The sequence below is a fragment of the Flavobacterium sp. TN-1 genome (genome assembly GCF_052828645.1).
In genome coordinates this window covers 3,489,168-3,511,027 of record NZ_CM128253.1, presented here as the reverse complement: position 1 = coordinate 3,511,027, position 21,860 = coordinate 3,489,168, and the positions used below count along the sequence as shown (strand labels likewise).

General features: G+C 33.3%; 24 protein-coding genes and 1 tRNA gene. 10 read left to right on the top strand and 15 right to left on the bottom strand.

Features of this window, described 5'->3' with window-relative positions:
- Nucleotides 1–14: 14 nt before the first annotated feature.
- Together xerD and ACUXZJ_RS15890 are read right to left on the bottom strand one after the other, a co-directional pair.
- Nucleotides 15–923: a site-specific tyrosine recombinase XerD gene (xerD, locus tag ACUXZJ_RS15895; RefSeq protein ID WP_088419206.1), complete on the bottom strand. Its 909-nt coding sequence runs from the start codon at nt 921–923 to the stop codon at nt 15–17.
- Between the two features lie 75 nt (nt 924–998).
- Entirely contained in the window at nt 999–1,703 is a 705-nt protein-coding gene (locus ACUXZJ_RS15890; protein WP_060382852.1) for a hypothetical protein, read from the bottom strand.
- A 189-nt stretch (nt 1,704–1,892) separates the two neighbouring features.
- On the opposite strand from ACUXZJ_RS15890, the gene ACUXZJ_RS15885 reads away from it, so the two are divergent.
- The gene (locus ACUXZJ_RS15885) at nt 1,893–2,429 is read left to right on the top strand and encodes a porin family protein (protein ID WP_060382851.1); all 537 of its coding nucleotides are present in this window, start codon (nt 1,893–1,895) and stop codon (nt 2,427–2,429) included.
- A 71-nt stretch (nt 2,430–2,500) separates the two neighbouring features.
- Nucleotides 2,501–2,917: a type II 3-dehydroquinate dehydratase gene (gene aroQ, locus ACUXZJ_RS15880; protein WP_060382850.1), complete on the top strand. Its 417-nt coding sequence runs from the start codon at nt 2,501–2,503 to the stop codon at nt 2,915–2,917.
- Nucleotides 2,918–2,995: 78 nt separating this feature from the next.
- Here the strand turns inward: aroQ and ACUXZJ_RS15875 are convergent, their stop codons facing one another.
- The 4 genes from ACUXZJ_RS15875 to ACUXZJ_RS15860 form a co-directional block, all read right to left on the bottom strand.
- Entirely contained in the window at nt 2,996–3,763 is a 768-nt protein-coding gene (locus tag ACUXZJ_RS15875) for a sulfite exporter TauE/SafE family protein (protein WP_060382849.1), read from the bottom strand.
- Between the two features lie 232 nt (nt 3,764–3,995).
- On the bottom strand, nt 3,996–5,306 hold the full coding sequence (murA, locus tag ACUXZJ_RS15870; protein WP_060382848.1) for a UDP-N-acetylglucosamine 1-carboxyvinyltransferase: 1,311 nt from the start codon (nt 5,304–5,306) through the stop codon (nt 3,996–3,998).
- Between the two features lie 35 nt (nt 5,307–5,341).
- A complete protein-coding gene (locus ACUXZJ_RS15865; protein ID WP_060382847.1) occupies nt 5,342–6,061 on the bottom strand; it encodes a DUF4290 domain-containing protein in 720 nt (239 codons plus the stop codon).
- A gap of 1 nt (nt 6,062) precedes the next feature.
- Nucleotides 6,063–6,350, bottom strand: coding sequence for a DUF493 family protein (locus ACUXZJ_RS15860; protein ID WP_088419198.1), 288 nt, complete (start codon nt 6,348–6,350; stop codon nt 6,063–6,065).
- 243 nt (nt 6,351–6,593) lie between these two features.
- On the opposite strand from ACUXZJ_RS15860, the gene ACUXZJ_RS15855 reads away from it, so the two are divergent.
- From ACUXZJ_RS15855 to ACUXZJ_RS15835, 5 genes are all read left to right on the top strand, one after another.
- A complete protein-coding gene (locus ACUXZJ_RS15855; RefSeq protein WP_060382845.1) occupies nt 6,594–7,139 on the top strand; it encodes an AAA family ATPase in 546 nt (181 codons plus the stop codon).
- Nucleotides 7,140–7,184: 45 nt separating this feature from the next.
- Nucleotides 7,185–9,077 carry a RecQ family ATP-dependent DNA helicase gene (locus ACUXZJ_RS15850; protein ID WP_060382844.1) on the top strand — a complete coding sequence of 631 codons (1,893 nt, stop codon included), beginning with the start codon at nt 7,185–7,187 and terminating at the stop codon, nt 9,075–9,077.
- Nucleotides 9,077–10,027, top strand: coding sequence for a methionyl-tRNA formyltransferase (fmt, locus tag ACUXZJ_RS15845; protein ID WP_060382843.1), 951 nt, complete (start codon nt 9,077–9,079; stop codon nt 10,025–10,027). Before ACUXZJ_RS15850 ends, fmt begins: the two co-directional genes overlap by 1 nt.
- Before the next feature lie 172 nt (nt 10,028–10,199).
- Nucleotides 10,200–10,475: an HU family DNA-binding protein gene (locus ACUXZJ_RS15840; RefSeq protein ID WP_014165082.1), complete on the top strand. Its 276-nt coding sequence runs from the start codon at nt 10,200–10,202 to the stop codon at nt 10,473–10,475.
- Nucleotides 10,476–10,591: 116 nt separating this feature from the next.
- Nucleotides 10,592–11,152 (top strand): YqgE/AlgH family protein, encoded by a 561-nt coding sequence (locus tag ACUXZJ_RS15835; protein ID WP_060382842.1) that lies wholly within the window; start codon nt 10,592–10,594, stop codon nt 11,150–11,152.
- Here ACUXZJ_RS15835 and ACUXZJ_RS15830 read toward each other — a convergent pair.
- Nucleotides 11,149–11,961: an aminotransferase class IV gene (locus tag ACUXZJ_RS15830; protein ID WP_060382841.1), complete on the bottom strand. Its 813-nt coding sequence runs from the start codon at nt 11,959–11,961 to the stop codon at nt 11,149–11,151. The genes ACUXZJ_RS15835 and ACUXZJ_RS15830 overlap by 4 nt on opposite strands.
- Before the next feature lie 46 nt (nt 11,962–12,007).
- Nucleotides 12,008–12,400 (bottom strand): START-like domain-containing protein, encoded by a 393-nt coding sequence (locus tag ACUXZJ_RS15825; RefSeq protein WP_060382840.1) that lies wholly within the window; start codon nt 12,398–12,400, stop codon nt 12,008–12,010.
- A gap of 299 nt (nt 12,401–12,699) precedes the next feature.
- On the opposite strand from ACUXZJ_RS15825, the gene ACUXZJ_RS15820 reads away from it, so the two are divergent.
- Nucleotides 12,700–12,773 (top strand) — tRNA-Met (locus tag ACUXZJ_RS15820).
- A 684-nt stretch (nt 12,774–13,457) separates the two neighbouring features.
- Here ACUXZJ_RS15820 and ACUXZJ_RS15815 read toward each other — a convergent pair.
- From ACUXZJ_RS15815 to ACUXZJ_RS15785, 7 genes are all read right to left on the bottom strand, one after another.
- Entirely contained in the window at nt 13,458–14,294 is an 837-nt protein-coding gene (locus ACUXZJ_RS15815) for an RteC domain-containing protein (protein WP_195157623.1), read from the bottom strand.
- A gap of 128 nt (nt 14,295–14,422) precedes the next feature.
- The gene (locus ACUXZJ_RS15810; RefSeq protein WP_195157622.1) at nt 14,423–15,010 is read right to left on the bottom strand and encodes a pentapeptide repeat-containing protein; all 588 of its coding nucleotides are present in this window, start codon (nt 15,008–15,010) and stop codon (nt 14,423–14,425) included.
- Between the two features lie 14 nt (nt 15,011–15,024).
- Nucleotides 15,025–15,453, bottom strand: a complete 429-nt coding sequence (locus ACUXZJ_RS15805) for a hypothetical protein (RefSeq protein ID WP_195157621.1) — start codon at nt 15,451–15,453, stop codon at nt 15,025–15,027.
- 18 nt (nt 15,454–15,471) lie between these two features.
- Nucleotides 15,472–15,801 carry a DMT family transporter gene (locus ACUXZJ_RS15800; RefSeq protein ID WP_195157620.1) on the bottom strand — a complete coding sequence of 110 codons (330 nt, stop codon included), beginning with the start codon at nt 15,799–15,801 and terminating at the stop codon, nt 15,472–15,474.
- Entirely contained in the window at nt 15,798–16,118 is a 321-nt protein-coding gene (locus ACUXZJ_RS15795) for a hypothetical protein (protein ID WP_446195471.1), read from the bottom strand. Before ACUXZJ_RS15795 ends, ACUXZJ_RS15800 begins: the two co-directional genes overlap by 4 nt.
- Before the next feature lie 6 nt (nt 16,119–16,124).
- Entirely contained in the window at nt 16,125–16,364 is a 240-nt protein-coding gene (locus ACUXZJ_RS15790) for a TetR/AcrR family transcriptional regulator (RefSeq protein WP_446195470.1), read from the bottom strand.
- 95 nt (nt 16,365–16,459) lie between these two features.
- Nucleotides 16,460–17,014: an azurin gene (locus tag ACUXZJ_RS15785; protein ID WP_195157618.1), complete on the bottom strand. Its 555-nt coding sequence runs from the start codon at nt 17,012–17,014 to the stop codon at nt 16,460–16,462.
- 475 nt (nt 17,015–17,489) lie between these two features.
- On the opposite strand from ACUXZJ_RS15785, the gene ACUXZJ_RS15780 reads away from it, so the two are divergent.
- The gene (locus ACUXZJ_RS15780; RefSeq protein WP_231836907.1) at nt 17,490–18,683 is read left to right on the top strand and encodes an efflux RND transporter periplasmic adaptor subunit; all 1,194 of its coding nucleotides are present in this window, start codon (nt 17,490–17,492) and stop codon (nt 18,681–18,683) included.
- A 24-nt stretch (nt 18,684–18,707) separates the two neighbouring features.
- The gene (locus tag ACUXZJ_RS15775; protein WP_195157471.1) at nt 18,708–21,851 is read left to right on the top strand and encodes an efflux RND transporter permease subunit; all 3,144 of its coding nucleotides are present in this window, start codon (nt 18,708–18,710) and stop codon (nt 21,849–21,851) included.
- Nucleotides 21,852–21,860 lie beyond the last annotated feature (9 nt).

Here is a 21,860-nt window from a genome sequence, read left to right as displayed (position 1 = left end):
ACACCTTGTTTGAATTAAATATGATTTTTACTTCTGGGATGGTATTTGTGAAGAACCTGATTCAGATGAGTGCGATCAAGGTGCATATAGATTTCTGTAGTAGTAATGCTTTCATGTCCTAACATCATTTGAATAGATCGAAGATCAGCACCATTTTCTAATAAATGAGTGGCAAACGAATGTCTAAAAGTATGTGGACTAATTGTTTTGTTTAAGTTTATTTTCTTTGCCAAATCTTTGATGATTGTAAAAATCATAGCTCGAGTAAGTTGTTTTCCTCTTCTATTAAGGAATAAAGTATCTTCATCTCCTTTTTGAATTTTGAGATGACAACGAATTTGATTTTTGTAAAAAGTAATATATTTTTGAGTGAGTTCATTTATAGGAACAAAACGCTGTTTGTTTCCTTTTCCCGTTATTTTGATAAATCCCTCCTCAAAAAACAAATCTGAGATTTTTAAAGTAATTAGTTCAGAAACTCGAAGTCCACAACTATACAGCGTCTCTAATATGGCTCGATTACGTTCGCCTTCAGGGGTAGAAAGATCAATGGCATTGATTAAATGATCTATATTTTCAATGCTAAGTATATCAGGTAGCTTTCTTCCTAATTTTGGGCTTTCTATTAATTCTAGGGGGTTGTCTTCTCGATAGTTTTCAAAAATAAGATAACCAAAAAAACTTTTTAATCCTGAAATTAAACGAGCTTGACTCCTTGGGTTAATATTATTGGCAGTATAATATATGAAATCTTGAATGATTTCTTCTTTAATATTTATGGGAGAGTAGTTTAGATTGTAATGTGAAAGATATTGTATTAACTTCTCTATATCCATTGTATAATTTTCAATAGAATTTTTAGAAAGAGCTCTTTCGAGTTTTAAATAATGCTGGTAATCTTTTAAAAGGTTTTGCCAATTCATAAGACTATGTTATTATTTATAAAATAAAACCTCGGAATCATCCGAGGTTTTGTTTTTATTGATTTCGTTTTAATATTAGAATTGGAAACCTAATTTTAAACCACCAATTGCGTTAGTGTATGTGTTTGAAACTTTTCCTTCTCCAGTTTTTGTTACTGTAGTTGTGTTTCCATTTACTATTGTGGTTTCAACAGCATCTTGTGTTCCAGAATTGTAACCTAATCCAACTTCTACTCCAAGGTATAATTTTTTAGTAAAATAATAATCAGCACCTACTGTAGCTCTAACACCAAAAGTAGAAGAACCAACTCCATTTACTCCAAGAGCGTTAACTGAACCAACTACCGTTGTAGAGTTATTATTGTTTGATTGAGTATTTTTGTGCTCTGCTCCTGTAAAACCAAAAACAATATCAGCTCCTACATAAGTTGATAAACGATCTGTTCCTGCAAAATGCTTTTCAGCTCCTAATGTGATAACTCTGTTCGTTGTTCTAGCAACTTCAGTTGTAGTAAATTCTAAAGGAGTATTTTGGTTTACGATAGAGTTCTCTTCTCTCTTATTACTACCTAAACCTAAACCAGCTCTAACAGCTAAATCATCTTTTATAAAATATCTAAATTTAGCAGCTCCACCAATAGCGTCAAATTTAGTATTTAAAATACCTCCTGTAACACCTACTTCTGTAGTTAAAGTACCTTTAACAGGTTTGAAAGATTCTTGCGCATTAGCAAAACCGAAAGCAAAAACTGCAGCAGCAGTTAATAAAAATTTTTTCATTTTAGTTAATTTAATTTTTTTGCTAATTTAGAGAAAAAAAGAAATACTCTGCAAATTATAAATGTCAGAATTTACATTAAAAGTAAAAAATATCTGTTTTTAGGATGTAAACCTCTTTTTTTGTGAAATTTGTTTAATATTTTTAGAGATTTTATTGACTAAAAGGTTTAACTATAAATTATTTATAATATGAAGAAGCCACTTTTTATATTGCTCTTGTTTCTTGTTATTTTTACAGGAAGGGCTCAGTTGATCACATTAGGGATAAAAGCAGGTGCAAATTATGCTAATTTTAAAAGTACTACTTTACAAACAAAAGCATTAACGAGTTATCATGCAGGTTTAATTGCTCAAATTAAAGTTTTAGAAGGTTTTAATCTACAACCAGAATTATTATATTCTACACAAGGAGCAACTTATGATTACGCTTTTCAAGAGTTTAAATCAGAGTTAGGATATGTTTCATTACCTCTTATGACTAAAATAGATTTAGGGAAAACATTAAGTTTAGAATTAGGACCTCAGTTTTCATGGTTAGCTTCTAAAAAGGTTAATTGGCAAACAGATGTAAAAACACTTGATTTTAGTGCTAATGCAGGATTAGGTGTTAAACTTACAGACCGTTTATTTATTCAAGGAAGATATGTTTTAGGTCTCACCGAAATTGGAAAGAATGTGGATATTAAAAATAGTGTGGGACAGCTTTCATTAGGAGTATTGTTTTAAAATATAACATAAAAAATAAAAAAATCATTCTTAATAGAATGGTTTTTTTATTTTTACAAAAATCTAAATCAATGAAAATATGTATTATAAACGGACCTAATCTTAATTTATTAGGACGTAGAGAGCCAGAAATTTATGGAAGTAAAACTTTTGAGGATTTTTTTAAAGAGTTAGAACAAAGATTCCCTTTTATAGAATTGTCCTATTTTCAGAGTAATATAGAAGGAGAGATAATAGATAAATTACAACAAATAGGTTTTTCTCATGATGGTATTGTATTAAATGCAGGTGCTTATACTCATACCTCTATAGGAATAGGAGATTGTGTAAAAGCAATTATGACTCCAGTAGTAGAAGTACATATATCAAATACTTTTTCACGAGAAGAATTTCGTCATCAGTCCTATATTTCTCCTAATGCCAAAGGTGTAATCTTAGGTTTTGGATTAGAAAGTTACCGATTAGCTTTGGAAAGTTTTGTTAAATGATGCCAGAATATTTTTGTTTTTATAGAAACGATTAACATTCTTAGTTTTGTAATAGATATGCAGCTCGTAAAAGAAAATTTACTTTATAAAAATATCATAGCTTAGTCGTATTAGAGTACCTATAACGACTGTTAAAAAGAAAATTCTAATAACTTGATTTCCTTTTTTGATGGCTATTTTTGCTCCTAGCCATCCACCTAAACCATTGCAGATAGCCATAGGAATTGCTATAATCCAAATAATTTTACCTTTTAAGATAAATAAACATAAAGAGCCAATGTTGGAAGCTATATTAATTAATTTAGCATGTGCAGAAGCGTGTAAAAAATCAAGTCCTAAAATAACAATAAAAGAAACAATTAAAAAGCTTCCTGTACCAGGACCTATAAAACCATCATAAAATCCTATAAGACTACTAATAATACAACCAAGAAATAAAAAATTATTTTTAGAAATGTTTTTGGGTTGATGAATACCGAAATCCTTTTTTATGAAAGTATAAAAAGCGAGTGCAATTAAAATGAAGAATAATAATGGTTTCATGAAATAATTGCTTACTAATGTAAGTAAATAAGAACCCCAAAAAGCACTAAAAAAGGAAAAAAAAGCCATAATTAGTAATGATTTCCAGTACATAGTGACATTTTTTAGATACTGAACTGCTGCAATAGAAGTTCCTGTAATCGCGGGTACTTTTAGCGACCCTATTAAATTAGAAATAGAAAGATTAGGAAGTAAAATCAGAGCTACGGGAGTTTGTATGAGTCCTCCTCCTCCAGCGATAGCATCGATGAATCCTGCAATAAATGAAGCGAAACAAAGTATAATGATAAGATAAGTTTCCAAAAAAAGATATTTAGTTTGTAGTTTTTATTTCAAGAAACTGTCCTAAAGAAGTATAATTGTATCATCATATTTGGCTTTATCTAATTAACTTCATCCTAGTCAACTCAAAGGAGATTTTGAAGGAAGTAAAAAAATGGCTAATTATTAATGGTACACTAAAATTTATTATCTAAGTGATGGATTATACGTTATAATGCTACTCTTCGGACAGTTTTGTGTGTTTAAAGTAGGGTTATGCTCTTATAATATTTGCACCTAAAGCCCTCAAACGTTCATCTATACGTTCATAACCTCGATCAATTTGTTCGATGTTTTGAATAGTACTAGTGCCTTTAGCTGTTAAAGCAGCAATTAATAAGGAAATACCTGCTCTGATATCCGGTGAACTCATAGTTGTGGCTTTTAGTTGTGATTGGAAATTGTGTCCCATAACAACGGCTCTATGAGGATCACATAGCATTATTTTAGCTCCCATATCAATTAGTTTGTCAACAAAAAACAAACGGCTTTCAAACATTTTTTGATGAATTAAGACATCTCCTTTTGCTTGGGTAGCTACAACCAATATTATACTTAATAAATCAGGAGTGAAACCAGGCCAAGGAGCATCGGCTATTGTTAGGATAGAACCATCAATATCTGTTTTAATTTCATATCCATTAGTGTGAGCAGGAATATAAATATCGTCTCCTTTTTTTTCAATGGTGATACCTAATTTTCTAAAAACATTAGGGATAACACCAAGATTTTCCCAACTTACATTTTTTATTGTAATTTCACTTCGGGTCATGGCAGCTAGTCCTATCCAAGATCCTATTTCAATCATATCAGGTAAAATACGATGCTCGCAACCTCCTAATGATTCAACCCCTTCGATGGTTAAGAGATTTGAACCAATACCGTTGATTTTAGCTCCCATTGCATTTAACATTTTGCACAACTGTTGTAAATAAGGTTCACATGCTGCATTATATATTGTTGTTGTGCCTTCTGCTAATACGGCAGCCATTACAATATTTGCTGTTCCCGTAACAGAAGCCTCGTCTAATAACATATAAGTTCCTTTAAGTCTTCCATCTATTTCTACTCCATAGAAATGATCCGCTCTTTCGTACCTAAATTTTGCCCCTAAATTTATAAAACCTTCAAAATGGGTGTCTAAACGACGACGACCAATTTTGTCTCCACCTGGTTTAGGTATATAACCACAGCCAAAACGAGCTAATAAAGGACCTATAATCATGATGGAACCACGAAGACTTCCTCCTTCTTTTTTGAAAGTTTCTGTTTTTAAATAATTTATATTTACTTCATCAGCCTGAAAAGTATAATCTCCAGGACCGTTTTTTTGAATCTTAACACCCAAATTCCCTAATAATGAAATTAGTTTATTAACATCAATAATATCAGGGATATTCGTTATGCGTACTTTTTCAGAAGTTAAAAGTACCGGACATAAAACTTGTAGTGCCTCATTTTTTGCACCTTGTGGTTGAACGTTTCCTTTAAGAGGTTTTCCTCCTTCAATTTTAAAAGTTCCCATGTTTTGAATTATAAGTTATGGAGCTCTGTGGGCTCTTAGTTATTTTTTTTAAAAGGTCTTTTTATCTGAATGTTTTTCTGGTTTTTATGCTTACCATTGTTGTTGTTACTACTACTAGTACTTTGCATTTTATTAGATGTTCTTTTGTTAGTACGCATTAAATCATGTGTGTTGGAAAGTTCTTCAGTAGAAGAAGAAAGATTTATTTTTCCTCCAGATAATTCATATAAATGTTCAAATATGACAGCGTCAGTTACAGTGTCTTTATTCCAACTTAAATAGCTTTTTTTCATGTGATTTGCAATTACACGAATTAAAGCATTTTTAAGATCCCCATTTTCCCATTCATTGGCTTTGTCTATCATATAAGTGATATTGTTACCATAAAAACGATATTTTGGAAAGTTTTGAGGGTATGCTAAAGGAGCTGCTTTCATATTGATTACCTCGCGAGTAGGAATTGGATAAGGAGAATCAACATCTAATTGGAAATCAGACATGATAAATAATTGATCCCAAAGTTTATGTTGAAAATCAGGAACATCACGCAAATGGGGATTCATTCCTCCCATTACACCAATAATATACTTTGCTAGTTTATTGCGCTCTTCTCTACTTTCAACGGTAATCGCTTGATTAATCAAGTTATGAAGATGGCGGCCGTATTCAGGTATAACAAGTGATTTCCTTTCAGAGTTATACTCTAAAAATTGAATTGCTTCTAAAATTTGATCTGTATTAAATTTTGTACTCATTCTATAGTGAAATTATCCCTTCGATGGTTGATACTTCTTGATATTTTTTTATGATTTCTTCAGCATTCGGCATTATGACATCAACTGAAATACTAGTAAAAGTCCCATTTTTTGATTGGCGAGTATCTATTACAGCCCCCATACAATTAAAAGCTTTTTCTACAGCACTTATTTTATTAACATCAGTAGGAACTATAAATTTATATAAATATTTTGAAGGCCAAACTTTATTTACAGCATTTAATTCCTCTTTTAATCGAATATAAAATTCAGTTGTTTTTTTATCCATCTTCATATATTATAAATATAGGCAAATATAAGCTTTTTAATGGTTTTTTTGAAAGTCAGAGTTTTACTTTGTTTTTTATTTATAGCTTTAAAATAAAACGAGTTTACAACAAATCATTTTCCGATAAAAAAAAGAAGTTATAGAAAGAAAATATTATGAAATGATATTTACTAAAGATAAGAATTATTTTCATTTTTAAAAAAGAAATAGTTTGATTAATTTTGCTTCCTTGAAATTGATGTTTTGAAAAGAGGAATCGTTGTAATTACAGGTGGGCCTGGTACAGGTAAAACCACTATTATCAATAGTTTAGTTGAAAAAGGATATGTTTGTTATCCTGAAATTTCACGTGAAGTAACTTTGGAAGCTAAAAGGCAAGGAATTGATCAGTTGTTTTTAACAGAACCATTACTGTTTAGTCAAATGTTGTTGGATGGACGTATTAAACAATTTGAAAATGCTCAAAATGAAGGAAATCATTTAGTTTTTATTGATCGAGGAATCCCAGATGTATTAGCTTATATGGATTTTATTGGAGATGAATGTCCAGAACATTTTGATCTTCAATGCCATGAAACACGTTATGATACGGTCTTTGTTTTGCCTCCTTGGGAAGAGATATACATAAGTGATGAAGCACGTTATGAAAATTTTGACCAAGCAAAGATAATTTATGAACACTTAAAACTTACGTATCAAAAATATGGGTATAAACTTATTGAAGTACCTATTGGTACAGTAGAACATCGTGTAGATTTTATTTTTGAACAACTCAAAGTAATTGGATAAGTTTGCTAAAGTTCTTAACTTTAGCCTGATTTAAAAAATTAACTTTTGCAAAAATCATTACAAATTCTCCAAAAATATTGGGGATATAAGAGTTTTAGACCTATTCAAGATGAAATTGTTCAGTCCGTTTTAGATGGATATGATACATTTGCACTTCTCCCTACAGGAGGAGGCAAGTCCTTGTGCTTTCAGGTTCCAGGAATGATGAATGAAGGATTATGTCTAGTCATATCACCATTAGTGGCACTAATGAAAGACCAAGTAAGTCAACTCCAAAAAAGAGGTATAAAAGCAATAGCCTTAACAGGAGGAATCCATACAGATGAACTGATACAACTTTTAGATAATTGTCAGTTTGGTAATTATCGTTTTCTCTATCTCTCTCCAGAAAGATTAGAACAAGATTGGGTTTTAGATCGAATTAAAAATTTGCCCATTCATTTAGTAGCAATAGATGAAGCACACTGCGTTTCTCAGTGGGGGCATGATTTTAGACCTTCCTATTTAAAAATTAATAAGTTAAAAAAATATTTTTCTAAAATCCCTTTCGTTGCACTCACAGCTTCTGCAACTCCAGAAGTTCAAGAAGATATACAACAAATTTTAGGTTTAACAAAACCTAAAATTTTTAAAAAATCATTTTTGCGAGATAATTTAAGTTATCATGTCATAAAATCAGAAGATAAACTTTATAAAATCCAGCAAATTTTAGTCAAAAATCCAGAACCATCAATCATATATGTTAGAAATAGAAAACTATGTTCTGATTATGCCAATCAATTAAACTCTATTGGTTTTAGTACAACCTATTATCACGGAGGTTTGTCAAATAAGGATAAGACAAAAAATATGGAATTATGGATGAATGAAAGTTGTCCTATTATGATTGCAACAAATGCTTTTGGAATGGGAATTGATAAACCAAATGTAAAAACCGTAATACATATAAACCTTCCTGAAAACCTAGAAAGTTATTACCAAGAAGCAGGCAGAGCAGGCAGAGCAGGACAAAAAGCCTTTGCTATTATGATTGCTTCCAATAATGATGTAATTCATGCTGAAGAACAATTTATTAATGTTTTGCCAGATGTTGTTTTTTTAAAAGAAATTTATAAAAAATTATGCAATTATTTTCAAATTCCCTACGGAGAAGGAATTAATGAAGAATTTACCTTCAGTCTAAATCGTTTTTGTACACATTATAACTTTCCTGTTTTAAAAGCTTTTCAGGCTTTGCAATTTTTAGATAGACAAGGAATTATTTCACTTTCCAATGAACAATCCGAAAAAATACAACTTCAATTTATAATAGAATCAAAAGAAATAATACGCTATATAAGTCGCCATCCTGATGAAGAAGCCATCATAACAACTATTTTAAGAAATTACCCAGGTATTTTTGAAATTCAAGCCAATATAAATGCTTCTTTCGTAGCAAAACAAGCGTTTTGTAAAGAAGAAAATGTTTTAAGTCTATTGCATAAACTAAAAGAACAAAATATGGTGCAATTGCTGACTGTTCAAAATGAATCTAAAATTACTTTTTTAGAAGTAAGAGAAGATGATCATACGATTAATAGAGTAGCTAAATACCTAGAAAAACAAAATCTTACAAAAAAAAGCCAATTGGCGGCAGTTATAACTTATGTAAAAGATCAAAACCAATGTAAAAATAAATTATTACTTACCTATTTTGGAGAAATAGGAATTTCAGATTGTGGAAATTGTTCTTATTGTCTAAAAAAGAATAAAAAAGTCTTTGATAAAGAAACACTAGTGCAGCAATTACTAAAATTATTAGAAACTAAAGAATTGACATCCCGTGAAATTTTAGAAAAAATAGATATAGAAGAAAAAGTCCTTTTTGAAATATTAAAGGAAATGCTAGAGTATAATATGATTGAATTAAATCATAAAAACCAATTTATTCTTAAATAATGAAATCGTTACGAATTGTTTTTATGGGAACCCCAGAATTTGCTGTAGGAATTTTGGATGCCATTGTAAAAGAAAATAAATATGAAGTAGTTGGAGTTATTACAGCTCCAGATAGACCCGCAGGAAGAGGGCAAAAAATAAAGTATTCAGCGGTTAAAGAATACGCTTTAGTAAAAGGATTACGGTTATTACAACCAACAAATCTAAAAGACGAGAGTTTCTTGCAAGAATTAAAATCTTTAGAAGCTAATTTACAAGTTGTAGTAGCATTTCGTATGTTACCCGCTGTTGTTTGGGAAATGCCAGAATTAGGAACTTTTAATCTTCATGCTTCATTGTTGCCAGAATACCGCGGTGCAGCACCTATTAATTGGGCTATTATTAACGGAGAGACTAAAACAGGAGTTACTACCTTTTTTATAGATAATAAAATTGATACAGGAGCTATCATTTTGAGTAAAGAAATACCTATTTTGCCAAATGAAAATGCAGGACAATTACATGATCGTTTGATGAATTTAGGTTGTGAAGCTGTTGTAGAAACCTTAGAAAAAATACAAAGTCAGAAAGTAGTTACTATTTTACAAAAAGATTTACCTGAAATGAAAACAGCATATAAATTAGATCGGGATAATTGCAAAGTAAATTTTACTAAAAGTTTAGATGTTATTTATAATCAAATAAGAGGCTTAGCTCCTTATCCAGCTGCATATTGTAATTTTATAGATCAAGAAGAACAATGGAGTGTAAAATTATATGAAGTAGAAAAAGAAATTATAATACATGACTTGCCAATAGGAAAAATAGAACACACTAAAAAAGAAATTAAGATTGCTTTAGAAGGAGGTTTTTTAATTGTAAAATCTTTACAATTTCCAGGTAAAAAACGAATGAGTGCACAAGAATTACTAAATGGACTGCGTTTTTCAGAACAAGCAAGAGTAGAATAGCTTATATTAAAATCAGTATTTTCTTTCAAAAAATAATTTTAATTTAGTTTAAAAGCGGTTTTTATTATGAAAATAAATAAAAAATAGTTAAAAATGTTGTAGGCTAAGTAAATCCTACTAAATTTGTGGGGCTTAGAATTAATATTAACATATCAATTAATAACTAATTATTATGAACAAATCAGATTTAATCGATGCTATGGCTGCTGATGCAGGAATTACTAAAGCTGCTGCAAAGGCTGCATTAGAGTCATTTTTAAGTAATGTTGAAGGAACTTTAAGTAAAGGTGGTAAAGTTGCTTTAGTAGGATTCGGATCATGGTCAGTATCTACAAGAGCGGCTAGAGAAGGAAGAAACCCTCAAACAGGAAATACTATTAAAATTGAAGCTAAAAATGTAGTGAAATTTAAAGCAGGAGCAGAATTAGAAGGAGCTGTTAATAAATAATAATTTTAAAATATTATATAAAAAAGCCACGCAATACCGTGGCTTTTTTATTTTTTTATAATTATATTTTGTTTGTAATGATTTTATTTGTTAAATTTAGTTAAAAAAGAATAGGTATGATACTAATGAAACCACAAAAAGGGCACTTGTTGATAGCAGAGCCCTCTATTATAGGAGACTTATCTTTTAACAGATCGGTGGTTTTGCTAGCTGATCATAATGAAGAAGGTTCTGTAGGGTTTATTTTAAATAAACCATTGAATTACACGATTAAGGATTTAATCCCAGAAATATCAGCCTCATTTAAAATATATAATGGAGGACCTGTTGAGCAAGACAATTTGTATTTTATACATAATGTACCTCATTTGATTTCTGCAAGTGTAGAAATTGCTTCTGGGATTTACTGGGGAGGAAACTTTCAGCAGACAAAAGAACTAATAAATAAAGGGAAAATTAATAGAAATAATATACGTTTTTTTCTAGGGTATTCAGGCTGGGATGCAGAGCAACTACAAAATGAATTACAATCAAACTCTTGGATTATTTCCGAAAATGACTTGAGTAATAATATAATAGGGAAATCTTCTTCTGATTTTTGGAGAGAAAAGATAATACAACAAGGAGGGGAGTATTTAGTTTGGTCAAATACTCCAGAAAATCCTATTTATAATTAAGATAACCGTATCTTAATGTTTAATTTTGAAGTTAATAATTCAGATGTTGTTGTTTTGTATTCTTTTTTACGATATTTTGTTATAGGCTGTATTCCTCTGATAACATTAGATATGAACAATTCATCTGCTTTTTGTAATTCAAAAGGAGATATAGGATTTTCCTCTACCTTTAAACCTTCTATGTTTCGAGCTATTGCTAGTAATTGCTTTCTCATAATTCCATTGATACACCCTTCTGAAAGAGGAGGCGTAGTCAAAATACCCTCTTTGATCATGAAGATATTACCATTTAATGCTTCAATTATGTTTTTTTCATGGTTTAATAGTAAACAATTGTCAAGATTGTTTTCTTTGGCATAAATACTTCCTATCGTATTGATCGTTCTATTGGTGCTTTTTATAGTAGATAAAAGCTGTTTTGTAATTAGAAAATCCTTGTAAATATCTACCTCGTAAGGAAGGCTTGATATTGTATATATAGTATTTTCTAAAGGAAAGGCTGTTGCAAAATAATTTACATCATTGGTTTGAGGTAAGTATAATCCGCCATTCTTTCTGAAAACATTAAAACGAACACGAGCTGATTTTTCTATTCCAGAGTTTTTTGCGGCTTCTAATATTTGATTTTCAAAGTATTCTAACGTAAAGTTTAAAGGAATTTCCATTCTTAGAATACGCATAGAAGCCATTAATCTAAAATAATGATCCTCTAAAAAAAGAACTTTGTTGTCAAGAACTTTTAAGGTTTCAAAAACGGCATCTCCATATAAAAAAGCTCTGTTATCCTGTAAAGTTAAAAATGTATCCATAAAAAAAATCCCGATAAATCGGGACAAATATAAGTTTTATTCTTTTTTAAATAGAACCTAAAACGTGTTTTAGATCAGAAATTTGATTCTCCCAAAGCATTTTAGCCTCTGATAGATCATCTTCTTCTGCAAAATCAACAACCATTAAGGAAACATCTTTTGTGATGTCATCTTCCAATATTCTAAGTTCAAAATAGTATTCTGTATCTTTGTTTTCTTCGTCGACCCATTTGAATTTAATTTTTTCACCTGTTTTTTTAGAGAAAATACGAGCTTTTTCCTCTGAATCATCCCATTTAAATGTGAAAAAATCACCTCTAGAATTAACATTATCTGCAAACCATTCTTGTAATCCAGATGGAGTTGAAATATATTGATACAATAATTGTGGTGATGAATGTATAGGGAACTCTAATTCGTATCGTATTTTATTGTTCATAATGATTTTTTTTCGAAATATAGATAATATGACTTATTAAAACAAGTAAAATGTTTTTTATTTGTTTCAAGAAAAGAATTGATTTCTTGGATTATTTTTTGAAAAGATCAAATTTTTATAATTATATCCTTTTTGAAGTGTATTAATAATTTTTTTTATTTTTTAAGTGATTGTTTTTGAGTGTATTATGTTTTTTTGTTTAAAAAAAATAAAAAAAAGTAAGAAAAAAATTTGCACAACTTGAATTTAGTTGTAAATTTGCACTCGCATTCGGGAAGGATGTTACCAACAGAAAAAAAGGCGAGGTAGCTCAGTTGGTTAGAGCGCAGGATTCATAACCCTGAGGTCACGGGTTCAACTCCCGTCTTCGCTACTCAATCCCCATAAACTCTTAATGTATAAAAGAGTTTTGGGGATTTTTACTTAAAATCTATGTCAAATCTATGACAAGAAGCGGATCAAAGATTAAGTCAAAATATGTAGACTTAATTTATTTCAGCGTATAATTAGTTAGTCTAAAAAAAATCATTTCTGACTCCTCTAAATTTACTTCTAAAACTTTTTATCTACATAAAAAAGACTCTTTGTGATGTTTTTATTGCTTTTTAGAAATTAGCAAATGTTATCATGTAAAAACATAGAGATTTCTGTTGTTAGTAAAGTTAAATGCGTTTTATGATTTATTTATAATATTTTCTTGTGTTGTATTAAGAAATTTGTAAAATGCAAAAGAAGGTTTTGAAAAAAGAAATTTGTTTATTAACTAAGACCATATTAAATGAAAAAAAACTATTTTTTACCTATTTAGGTTTATATAAAATGGTGTTTGTCAGTTTTATATGATATAATGTCATATTTATTGATATTTTTGTTTAATATTTTTTAACAAAAAACGTCAATAAATTCTAAAGTAGCTTATATAGAGTAATTTACGAGGCAGAAAATCGTAATCGGTAACGATTTAGTAATGGTGCTTACTGCATTCATTTTTACTTAAATTCTTTGTAAATCACTACAAAGATATAAAAAATGAAATAAAGAAAAGTTATGCTTTATCTCATTTTTCGTCTTCATCATCCATTCTTTTTAACAGAGCTTCTTTCAGTGAGTCAAGATATTTGGTTCGATTAATCTTTCTATTTCGTATTTCTAAGAATGTATGGTAATAGTCGCCAAGGTCAATGTCGAAAATAGATTCAGCAATTTTTGCCATTTCTTTTATATCAGTATTCCCATTATTGAATGCTCCTTTAGCATAAAGTGCATAAATAAGTTCTATCAATGCTCGTTTGCTTTCAGTCCATTTTAGCAGAGGTTTAATCTCTTCTTTTCCCTTTGAGCCGTTTTCGTTTTTATAGGTTTGATTTTCTATATAGAGTTGTATCAAATCGTTCGCAATTATTTTTGCTACCTTGTAATCGTGCGATGTTGTGAAATTATGGTCAGATTCAAAATAATAGGTATCGAGGTTTAATTTGATGTCGTGCTTTCCTCTAACAAAATATTTATGGTCAAGATAGGTGCTATCTGTTCTGTAATACCTATAAAATTCAAGATTATTATCGAAATACTTTTTAATCTTTGAAATTTCATTATTCAGATATTTTGAAATTGCTTTGCTACCGCCGTATGGTTTTTTGGATTCAATTTTATATATTGAGTTATAATAAATCAATTTAGATAAAATACCGGGTTTGACCTTTTTGAAGAAGTATATCTCTTCTTCCACAGAGTCAAACTTTTTGGATACAACAATATCTTTTATTTCGGATAGTCTATTTAATATAAGACCGATAGCTTGTTCAATCATTGGCATAGAATTATCAAATTCTTCAACCAAATCATCAATTTCTTCATTTAAATTCTCAATCAGCTTTTTACAGTACTCTATCATCAGCAAAAGTATTCATTAGTTAAGTCATTTTAAATTTGGGGAGAGCTTATAGAATAGACTTTTTGATTATCGTAAAACTTATAGTTGTGTGGATTTGCATCAAAAACTTTTTAAAGTAGGTCTTATACTTATTGATTATTGTAATCAATATCCAAATTATATTTAGACAGTAACCCTGCAAGGTTAAGAACTGAAAACTTCGCTTTCTTCATCTTATTTCCATCCGGGTCTATCGAAAAATTGACGGCTGTCCTGAAATCAGTTTTTTCAAGATTGGTATTGGAAAACCTTGCCAAAGTAAGGTCGCACTCCAAAAATTCCGAAGCTGTTAGGTCAGCTTCGGAAAACTCTACATCTTTTAATGTACAGTTTTTGAAAGTTGTCTTTTTTAGCTTTGTTCCAAAGAAATTGCTGTAATCCAAATGGCAATCGGTAAATGAAAAAGAGAATGCGAACTTGCTGCATCTTGTAAAATCCACGCCAAGCATTTTACAACCGATAAATTTTGCATTTCTGAAGCCCGTTTCCACAATATCCGCCATTGAAAAGTTGCATTGTTTAAATGTGCAGTCTTCGAAATCATTCTCCCTTAAATCACTCTTGTTAAAATCACAGCTTACAAACTCACATTTTACAAACTCCCTGTTCCTTAATTTCTTTTCGGCATAATCAACGCCTGAAAATGTTTTATTTTGATGAACTACTGTTTCTTCCATTTATCTAAATTTATTTATATCCATACGTGCCACGGAATACGGCTTAAAATCAGCAATAGCCCGATAGTATAGAAAATTCCCGCAAACCTGAATTTTACTGTTGCATCCTTTGCTCTTTTCGATTTAGAATAACCGATGGTAATCAATACAATACCGATAAGCATCATCAAAGGATGCTCAAGAACATAAAGTCTTCCAATGCTGTTTTTCATTACTTCTTTTGAAAAATTGGATATGCCCAAAGGGGAAATAAAGTAAACCAAAAAGCCTATAACCAATTGCAAGTGTGCCGATACAAGACCAGCCAATAATATTTTCTTGCTATTTCCGGAATATTCCTTTCCTTTTGCCCAAGATGCCAGAGCGTATATAGATGCAAAAAGAAGAATTAACAATAAAGCTATCGCCAGATAAGAATGAATGTTTTTAATAATAGTGTACATACGTTGTTTATATGTTTTTTAATGGCTCATTGATTTTGAGAAGACATTTAATACAACTACTCCTGCTACGATAAGTGTTATCCCTATAATTGCAGGCAGGTCAATTGAATGTTTGAATACTACGACGGATATGATGGTTGTCAAAACGATACCCAAACCGCCCCAAATGGCATAAGCCGCTCCTAATGGAATTGACTTTAATGCAATGGAAAGAAAATAAAAGCATAGTCCGTAGGACACTGCTGTTACGATAGAGGGTATTGGTTTTGTAAATTGTTGTGAAGCATTCAAAAAGCTGGAACCGATTACTTCTGATATTATAGCAAGTGCTAAAAAAAGATATTTCATTTCAATTTCATTAGGTATTCAAACACTTTCTGCTTTTCCGTTTCACTTAACTGTATGGAACTCATATTTTCAGCATACCATAATCCATCTGCCACAAGAAACATAATTAAGCTCTTGGTACTTAACTCTTCATTATCTTTGGGCATAATATGGAGGCTATACCATTCCAGCCACATCTCTCTGTATTTCGGATTAATCATAATTGCCTGCAAAACGATACGTATTGTTTTTGCATATTTTTCATCGGACTTTTTTTCCAGTACATATTTTAAATAGCCCATAGTTCCGTCTTTTTCTCCATTTTCTGTCTTGTGCAATTCCACTCAATAGGTCAGTTCGGAAAGGCTCTGGCTCATTAATTCATCGAGTAGTTCTTCCTTGTTCCTGAAATGGTGTATGATACCACCTTTGCTCAATCCGGTTTTGTCGGCAATAGCCTGAAATGTTACTTGATGCCAGTCTGTTTCTGCTCCTATTTCGGTTGCGGCATCAATGATAAGCTGTTTGTTCAGTTCTGGTTCTTTTTTCCTGTTGTAAGCGTTGTTACTACTGTTATTATCCATAAATAGTTATTTTATCGTTTCTGTATAATTTCCGGCTAAATTATCAATATAATATTTGATAGCTTCGCATATTCAACCTTTAGCTTTCGCAAAAATTATTCAACTATAAATTCTCCTTTCATCATAGCATAATGTCCGGGAAAAGAACAAAGGAATTCATAAGTCCCTTTTTCGGGTGTAGGAAATTCAATAACATCAGTTTCTCCTCCTCCAATCATTTTGGTATGTGCAATCACGTCTTTGAGCAATTCTGAGGGAATATCATAATCAGGTGCTTTGGATTGGGCAGCCGCATTTCCAAAATCGGAAAGATTTATACTATTTTTTAAAAGGACAAAGTTGTGTCCCATTGCGGATTTCGGCATTGTGCCGGAATGTTTCAGCGTGAGTTTTACAGTTTGACCGCTTTTAACCCTGATTTCTTTTTTATCGAATTTCATTGCATCGTCTGATATTAAAAGTATCTCTGCTACTTTCAAATCGTTATTGTCGCCACGTGTAACGGGTTGCTCTGTTACAGCTTCCTCCTTTGCTACTTTATTATCGGTTTCAGTTTTTGTATTGTTGTTACAGCCCGATAACACGAGAAAAATACAGGATACTGCAATCAAATATTTGCCGGTTAACCGTTGTCTAACTTGGTTTGCCATATTAAAATATATTAGATAGTTGCTTGTCTACTTTTTAGTAAATAAGTAGAAAAAACTTTTGCAAAAATACTGAACATTTGGTTTGTTTCAAAAAAAATTATACATTTGCATCGTCTTTTTGACAAATTAAGGCGATAAAGAACAAATTTTTATGTACATCGGACAGGTAGTTTTTCTGGAAACATCACGCTTTGTATTCGGCTTACTTAATAAATACAGTGAGTTGGGTGCATTACTGCTGTTTTGCATTTTGCCGATGTTGTTTTTCCTTATTGAAAACTGTTCGCCTGAAATCCTGTCCGCTAATTGGGCTTTCCAATTACCTGCGTTTGCGATGCTCGTTTCTTTCTGGTTCGTCCTGTATTAACTCTCTCCATTACATTTTTATCTCATTAAGAAACTTTCGTGGCTTTATCGAATGCTATGTGTTTTCGGCGATTACTCCTGTTTTCAATCATTAATTATTTCATACATTATGCAAAAATCAATTCGTTCAATTTATTTAGACGGGTCTAAAGGTTATAATAAATCTGTCAAAAAATGTGTAACCTTTTTTAGTTCATCGGGACTTCTTCTGTCGCTTCTTCTGATAGGGAGCTGTGGAGGCAAAAATGAAAATCACGGCGGCTGGGGCAATGGTCCGGCAGAACTTCCTATAGCAGTTGTTCAACAGGGCGAAGCCGTTATACCAAAAGAATATTCCGCCAGTGTGGAAGGTGTTCAAAATGTAGAAATCCAATCACAGGTTACAGGCTATCTAAGCAAAATCTATGTGGATGAGGGAGCTTATGTAAACGCTGGTCAAACACTTTTCAAAATAGAGGATAAAACTTATGCTGAGCAATTACGCTCTGCACAGGCTTCATTGATTACAGCACAAGCCAATCTTGCCAATGCCCAAATTGAGCTGAACAGAAAAAAGGAACTTGTAAAAAGCAAGGTCGTATCCGATTTGCAGGTTCAACAGGCTGAAGCAGCTTATAATGCGTCAAGAGGTGCTGTTTCGCAAGCATCTTCACAGTTGGAATCCGCAAAAATCAATCTTAATTTTTGTACCATTAAAGCACCTGTAAGTGGTTATGTAGGACGCTTCAATTACCGTTTAGGAAGTTTGATTTCCCCTACTAATACTACGCCCTTAACGCTTTTATCTGATATACGCCAGGTAAACGTGTATTTCAGTATGAGCGAAAATGACTTTTCAGGTTTTCAGCAGGAATACGGAGGAAAAGTTGAAAATGCACCAGCGGTAAACCTTATCACGTCGAGCGGAAACCAATATGAACTACCCGGAAAAATAGATGCTGTTGAGGGACAGTTCAACCAGAATACAGGCTCTATTACATTAAGGGCAAGGTTCAATAACCCTAAATTGCTTTTACGAAGTGGCAACACGGGTAAAATTTCCATCGTGCAGAGATATGCCAATGCTACATTGCTCCCTATCGCTTCAACAATAATGATACAGGACAAGATTTTTATTTTTTCTGTAGATAAAGATAGCAAGGCTATCCAACTACCGATTGAAGTATCAGGAAAATCGGGCAATAACTATATCGTTTCAAAAGGTATCAACCCTGGTGATAAATACATTGTGAGCGGTTTTGACCGTTTGCAGGCAGGAGCACCTGTTGTAGCACAAAAGGCAAATGCAAATCCTAACAAGTAATCCAAAAAACGAAGAAAAATCATTATGCTAAAAACAATCATAAAAAGACCTGTACTTGCTACGGTCATATCCGTTATATTGGTCATCTTGGGGATTGTAGGAATGCTCAATTTGCCGATTACAAAGTTTCCCGATATTGCACCGCCTACGGTTATGGTCAATGCAGTATATCCAGGAGCTAACGCCGAAGCGATAGCCCGTTCGGTAGCACCGCCATTGGAAAATGCGATAAACGGTGTGGAGAATATGGACTACATCACGTCCGTTGCGAGTAACGACGGTACATTACAGATTACTGTTATCTTCAAATTAGGAACCGACCCCGACCAAGCCGCCATCAACGTGCAGAACCGTGTGGCACAGGTAACCAACCAGCTTCCTGCCGAAGTAGTGCAGGCAGGTATTACTACGCTGAAACGTCAGAACAGTATGATAGCGTTGGTTACAATATCCAGCCAAGACGGTTCAATGGACGATTTGTTTTTGGAGAATTATGCCAAAATCAACGTTCTTCCAGAACTCAAACGTATAAAGGGTGTGGGTGATGCGATAGCTTACGGTAACAAAGATTACTCAATGCGTGTATGGCTCGACCCCGTAAAACTCAATGCGTACAACATTACGCCAGCCGAAGTTTCAAGGGCTATCCAATCGCAAAACTTAGAAGCCGCACCCGGTCGTTTCGGGGAAAGAACCGAAGAAGCCAAAGAATACATAATGCGTTACAAGGGTAAGTTTACCGAACCTGAGCAATACGAAAACATTGTGATAAAAGCTACCAATGACGGTTCTATCCTACGGTTGAAAGACGTAGCAAAAGTTGAATTTGGAGCATACAGCTATGCTGTTACCAACAAATCCAATGGTAAGCAAGCGGTAACAATGGCTATCTTCCAGATGGCAGGTTCCAACGCTAATGAAGTGCAGATTGCGGTACAGGAACGAATGGCGGAGTTATCTAAATCGTTCCCTAATAAAATGGAATACAATATTCCGTATGCGACAAAAGATGCCTTAGACCAATCTATCAGCCAGGTAATTAAAACCCTGATTGAAGCCTTTATCTTGGTGTTCATTGTGGTGTATATCTTCTTGCAGGATTTCCGTTCTACGCTTATCCCTGCCATTGCCGTTCCAGTTTCCATTATCGGTACGTTCTTCTTTATGAGCCTGTTTGGGTTTTCGATAAATATCTTAACCCTCTTTGCTCTGGTGCTGGCAATCGGTATCGTGGTGGATGATGCCATTGTGGTGGTCGAAGCCGTCCACGCCAAGATGGAACACAAGGGATTAAGCCCAAGAGCAGCAACGCTTTCAGCGATGCACGAAATTTCGGGTGCGATTGTTTCCATTACATTGGTAATGTCGGCGGTGTTCGTTCCGGTTGCCTTTATGAAAGGCTCAACGGGATTGTTCTATCAGCAATTCGCCCTGACTTTGGCAATCGCTATTGTTATTTCGGCGGTAAATGCCTTGACATTAAGCCCTGCTCTGTGTGCCTTGTTCCTGAAAGACCTGCACCACGGAAAAGACGGAAAGAAACTGAATTTCAAGGAACGCTTTTTTGCAGGATTTAATGTTGCATTCAACAAGCTGACGTTCCGCTATGGAAAATCAATACTATTCCTGATAAAGAAAAGATGGGTTGCCTTTGCCGGAATAGCCATCTTTGGAGGGTTGTTTATCTATTTATCAATGACAACACCTAAAGGATTTATTCCCGATGAAGACCAGAGTTTCATCATTGTAAAAATAGACCTTACACCCGGTGCTTCCAAACATCGTACAGGAGAAGTAATTGCTGATGTTGAAAAAATCTTAATCAACCACCCCGCAGTGGATAAAGCTATGTCGGTAGAGGGATTGAACCTGTTCACTGGTGCGATGTCCTCTTCTTCGGGAACGCTTTTCGTTAAACTGAAAAAACCGGAAGAACGTGGCGAAGTGAATAAGATTGACGACGTTATCGGTCAGTTGATGGGCATTCTGTCGCAGGACAAACGTGCCAATTTCCTTGTGCTGAATACGCCAACCGTAGATGGTTTCAGTAATACAAGTGGTATGGAACTCGTGTTGCAAGACCGCACCAATGGCGAACTGCAACAGTTGGGTAATACTTCGTATGCGATGATGGGTGCATTGATGCAACGTCCTGAAATTGCGGTTTCCTATACAACCTTTGACGTTTCTTTCCCTCAATATGAAATATCGGTAGATGAGGGAAAAGCAGCCCAGTTGGGTGTTGAAGTATCGGATATTATGGCGACGTTACAGGGTTATTACGGAAGTTTCCAGGCTTCTGACTTTAACCGTTTCGGTAAATATTACCGAGTATTGGTACAGGCTACTCCTGAAACCCGTAAGGATGAAAGTTCGTTGAACGGTGTTTTCGTAAAGAATGCTACCGGAGAAATGGTTCCCATCAATACATTGGTAACGCTAAAACCGATTACGGGTGCGGAAGTTGTGGACAGGTTCAACCTCTTTAATGCTTCCAACCTTACCGTAATGCCTGCACCGGGTTTCAGTACAGGACAGGCAATGACCGCTATACAGGAAGTGAGCAAACAGGTATTGCCCCCGGGCTATACTTATGATTACAAAGGTATGAGCCGTGAGGAAAGTACATCGAGTTCACAATCGACTGTGATATTCGGCTTGTGTATTGTGTTCGTATTTTTCTTATTGTCTGCACAATACGAAAGCTATGTTCTTCCTTTTGCGGTGCTTATCGCCATTCCGGTTGGTCTTTCGGGTGTTTTCGTGGGGATAACCTTTGCACAGATTTCCAATAACATCTATGTACAGATTGCAATGGTAATGCTCATCGGGTTGCTCGCTAAGAATGGTATCCTTATCGTGGAATTTGCCGTACAACGCCGCCACGCCGGTAAGAGTTTGGTAGCTTCTGCCGTTGAGGGAGCAAAAGCCCGTTTACGCCCTATCCTGATGACCTCTTTGGCGTTCATTACGGGATTAATTCCGTTGATTTTCGTGGTCGGTCCGTCTGCAATGGGTAACCATTCCATCGGCTATGCCGCAATTTTTGGAATGTTGTTCGGAACAATACTGGGTATTTTCATCACACCTGTTTTGTTTGTGGTGTTCCAACATCTGCACGAAAAAATCAGTGGGAAAACTGTAACCGATGCCGATTGGGAGTTTTAATTCAAAATA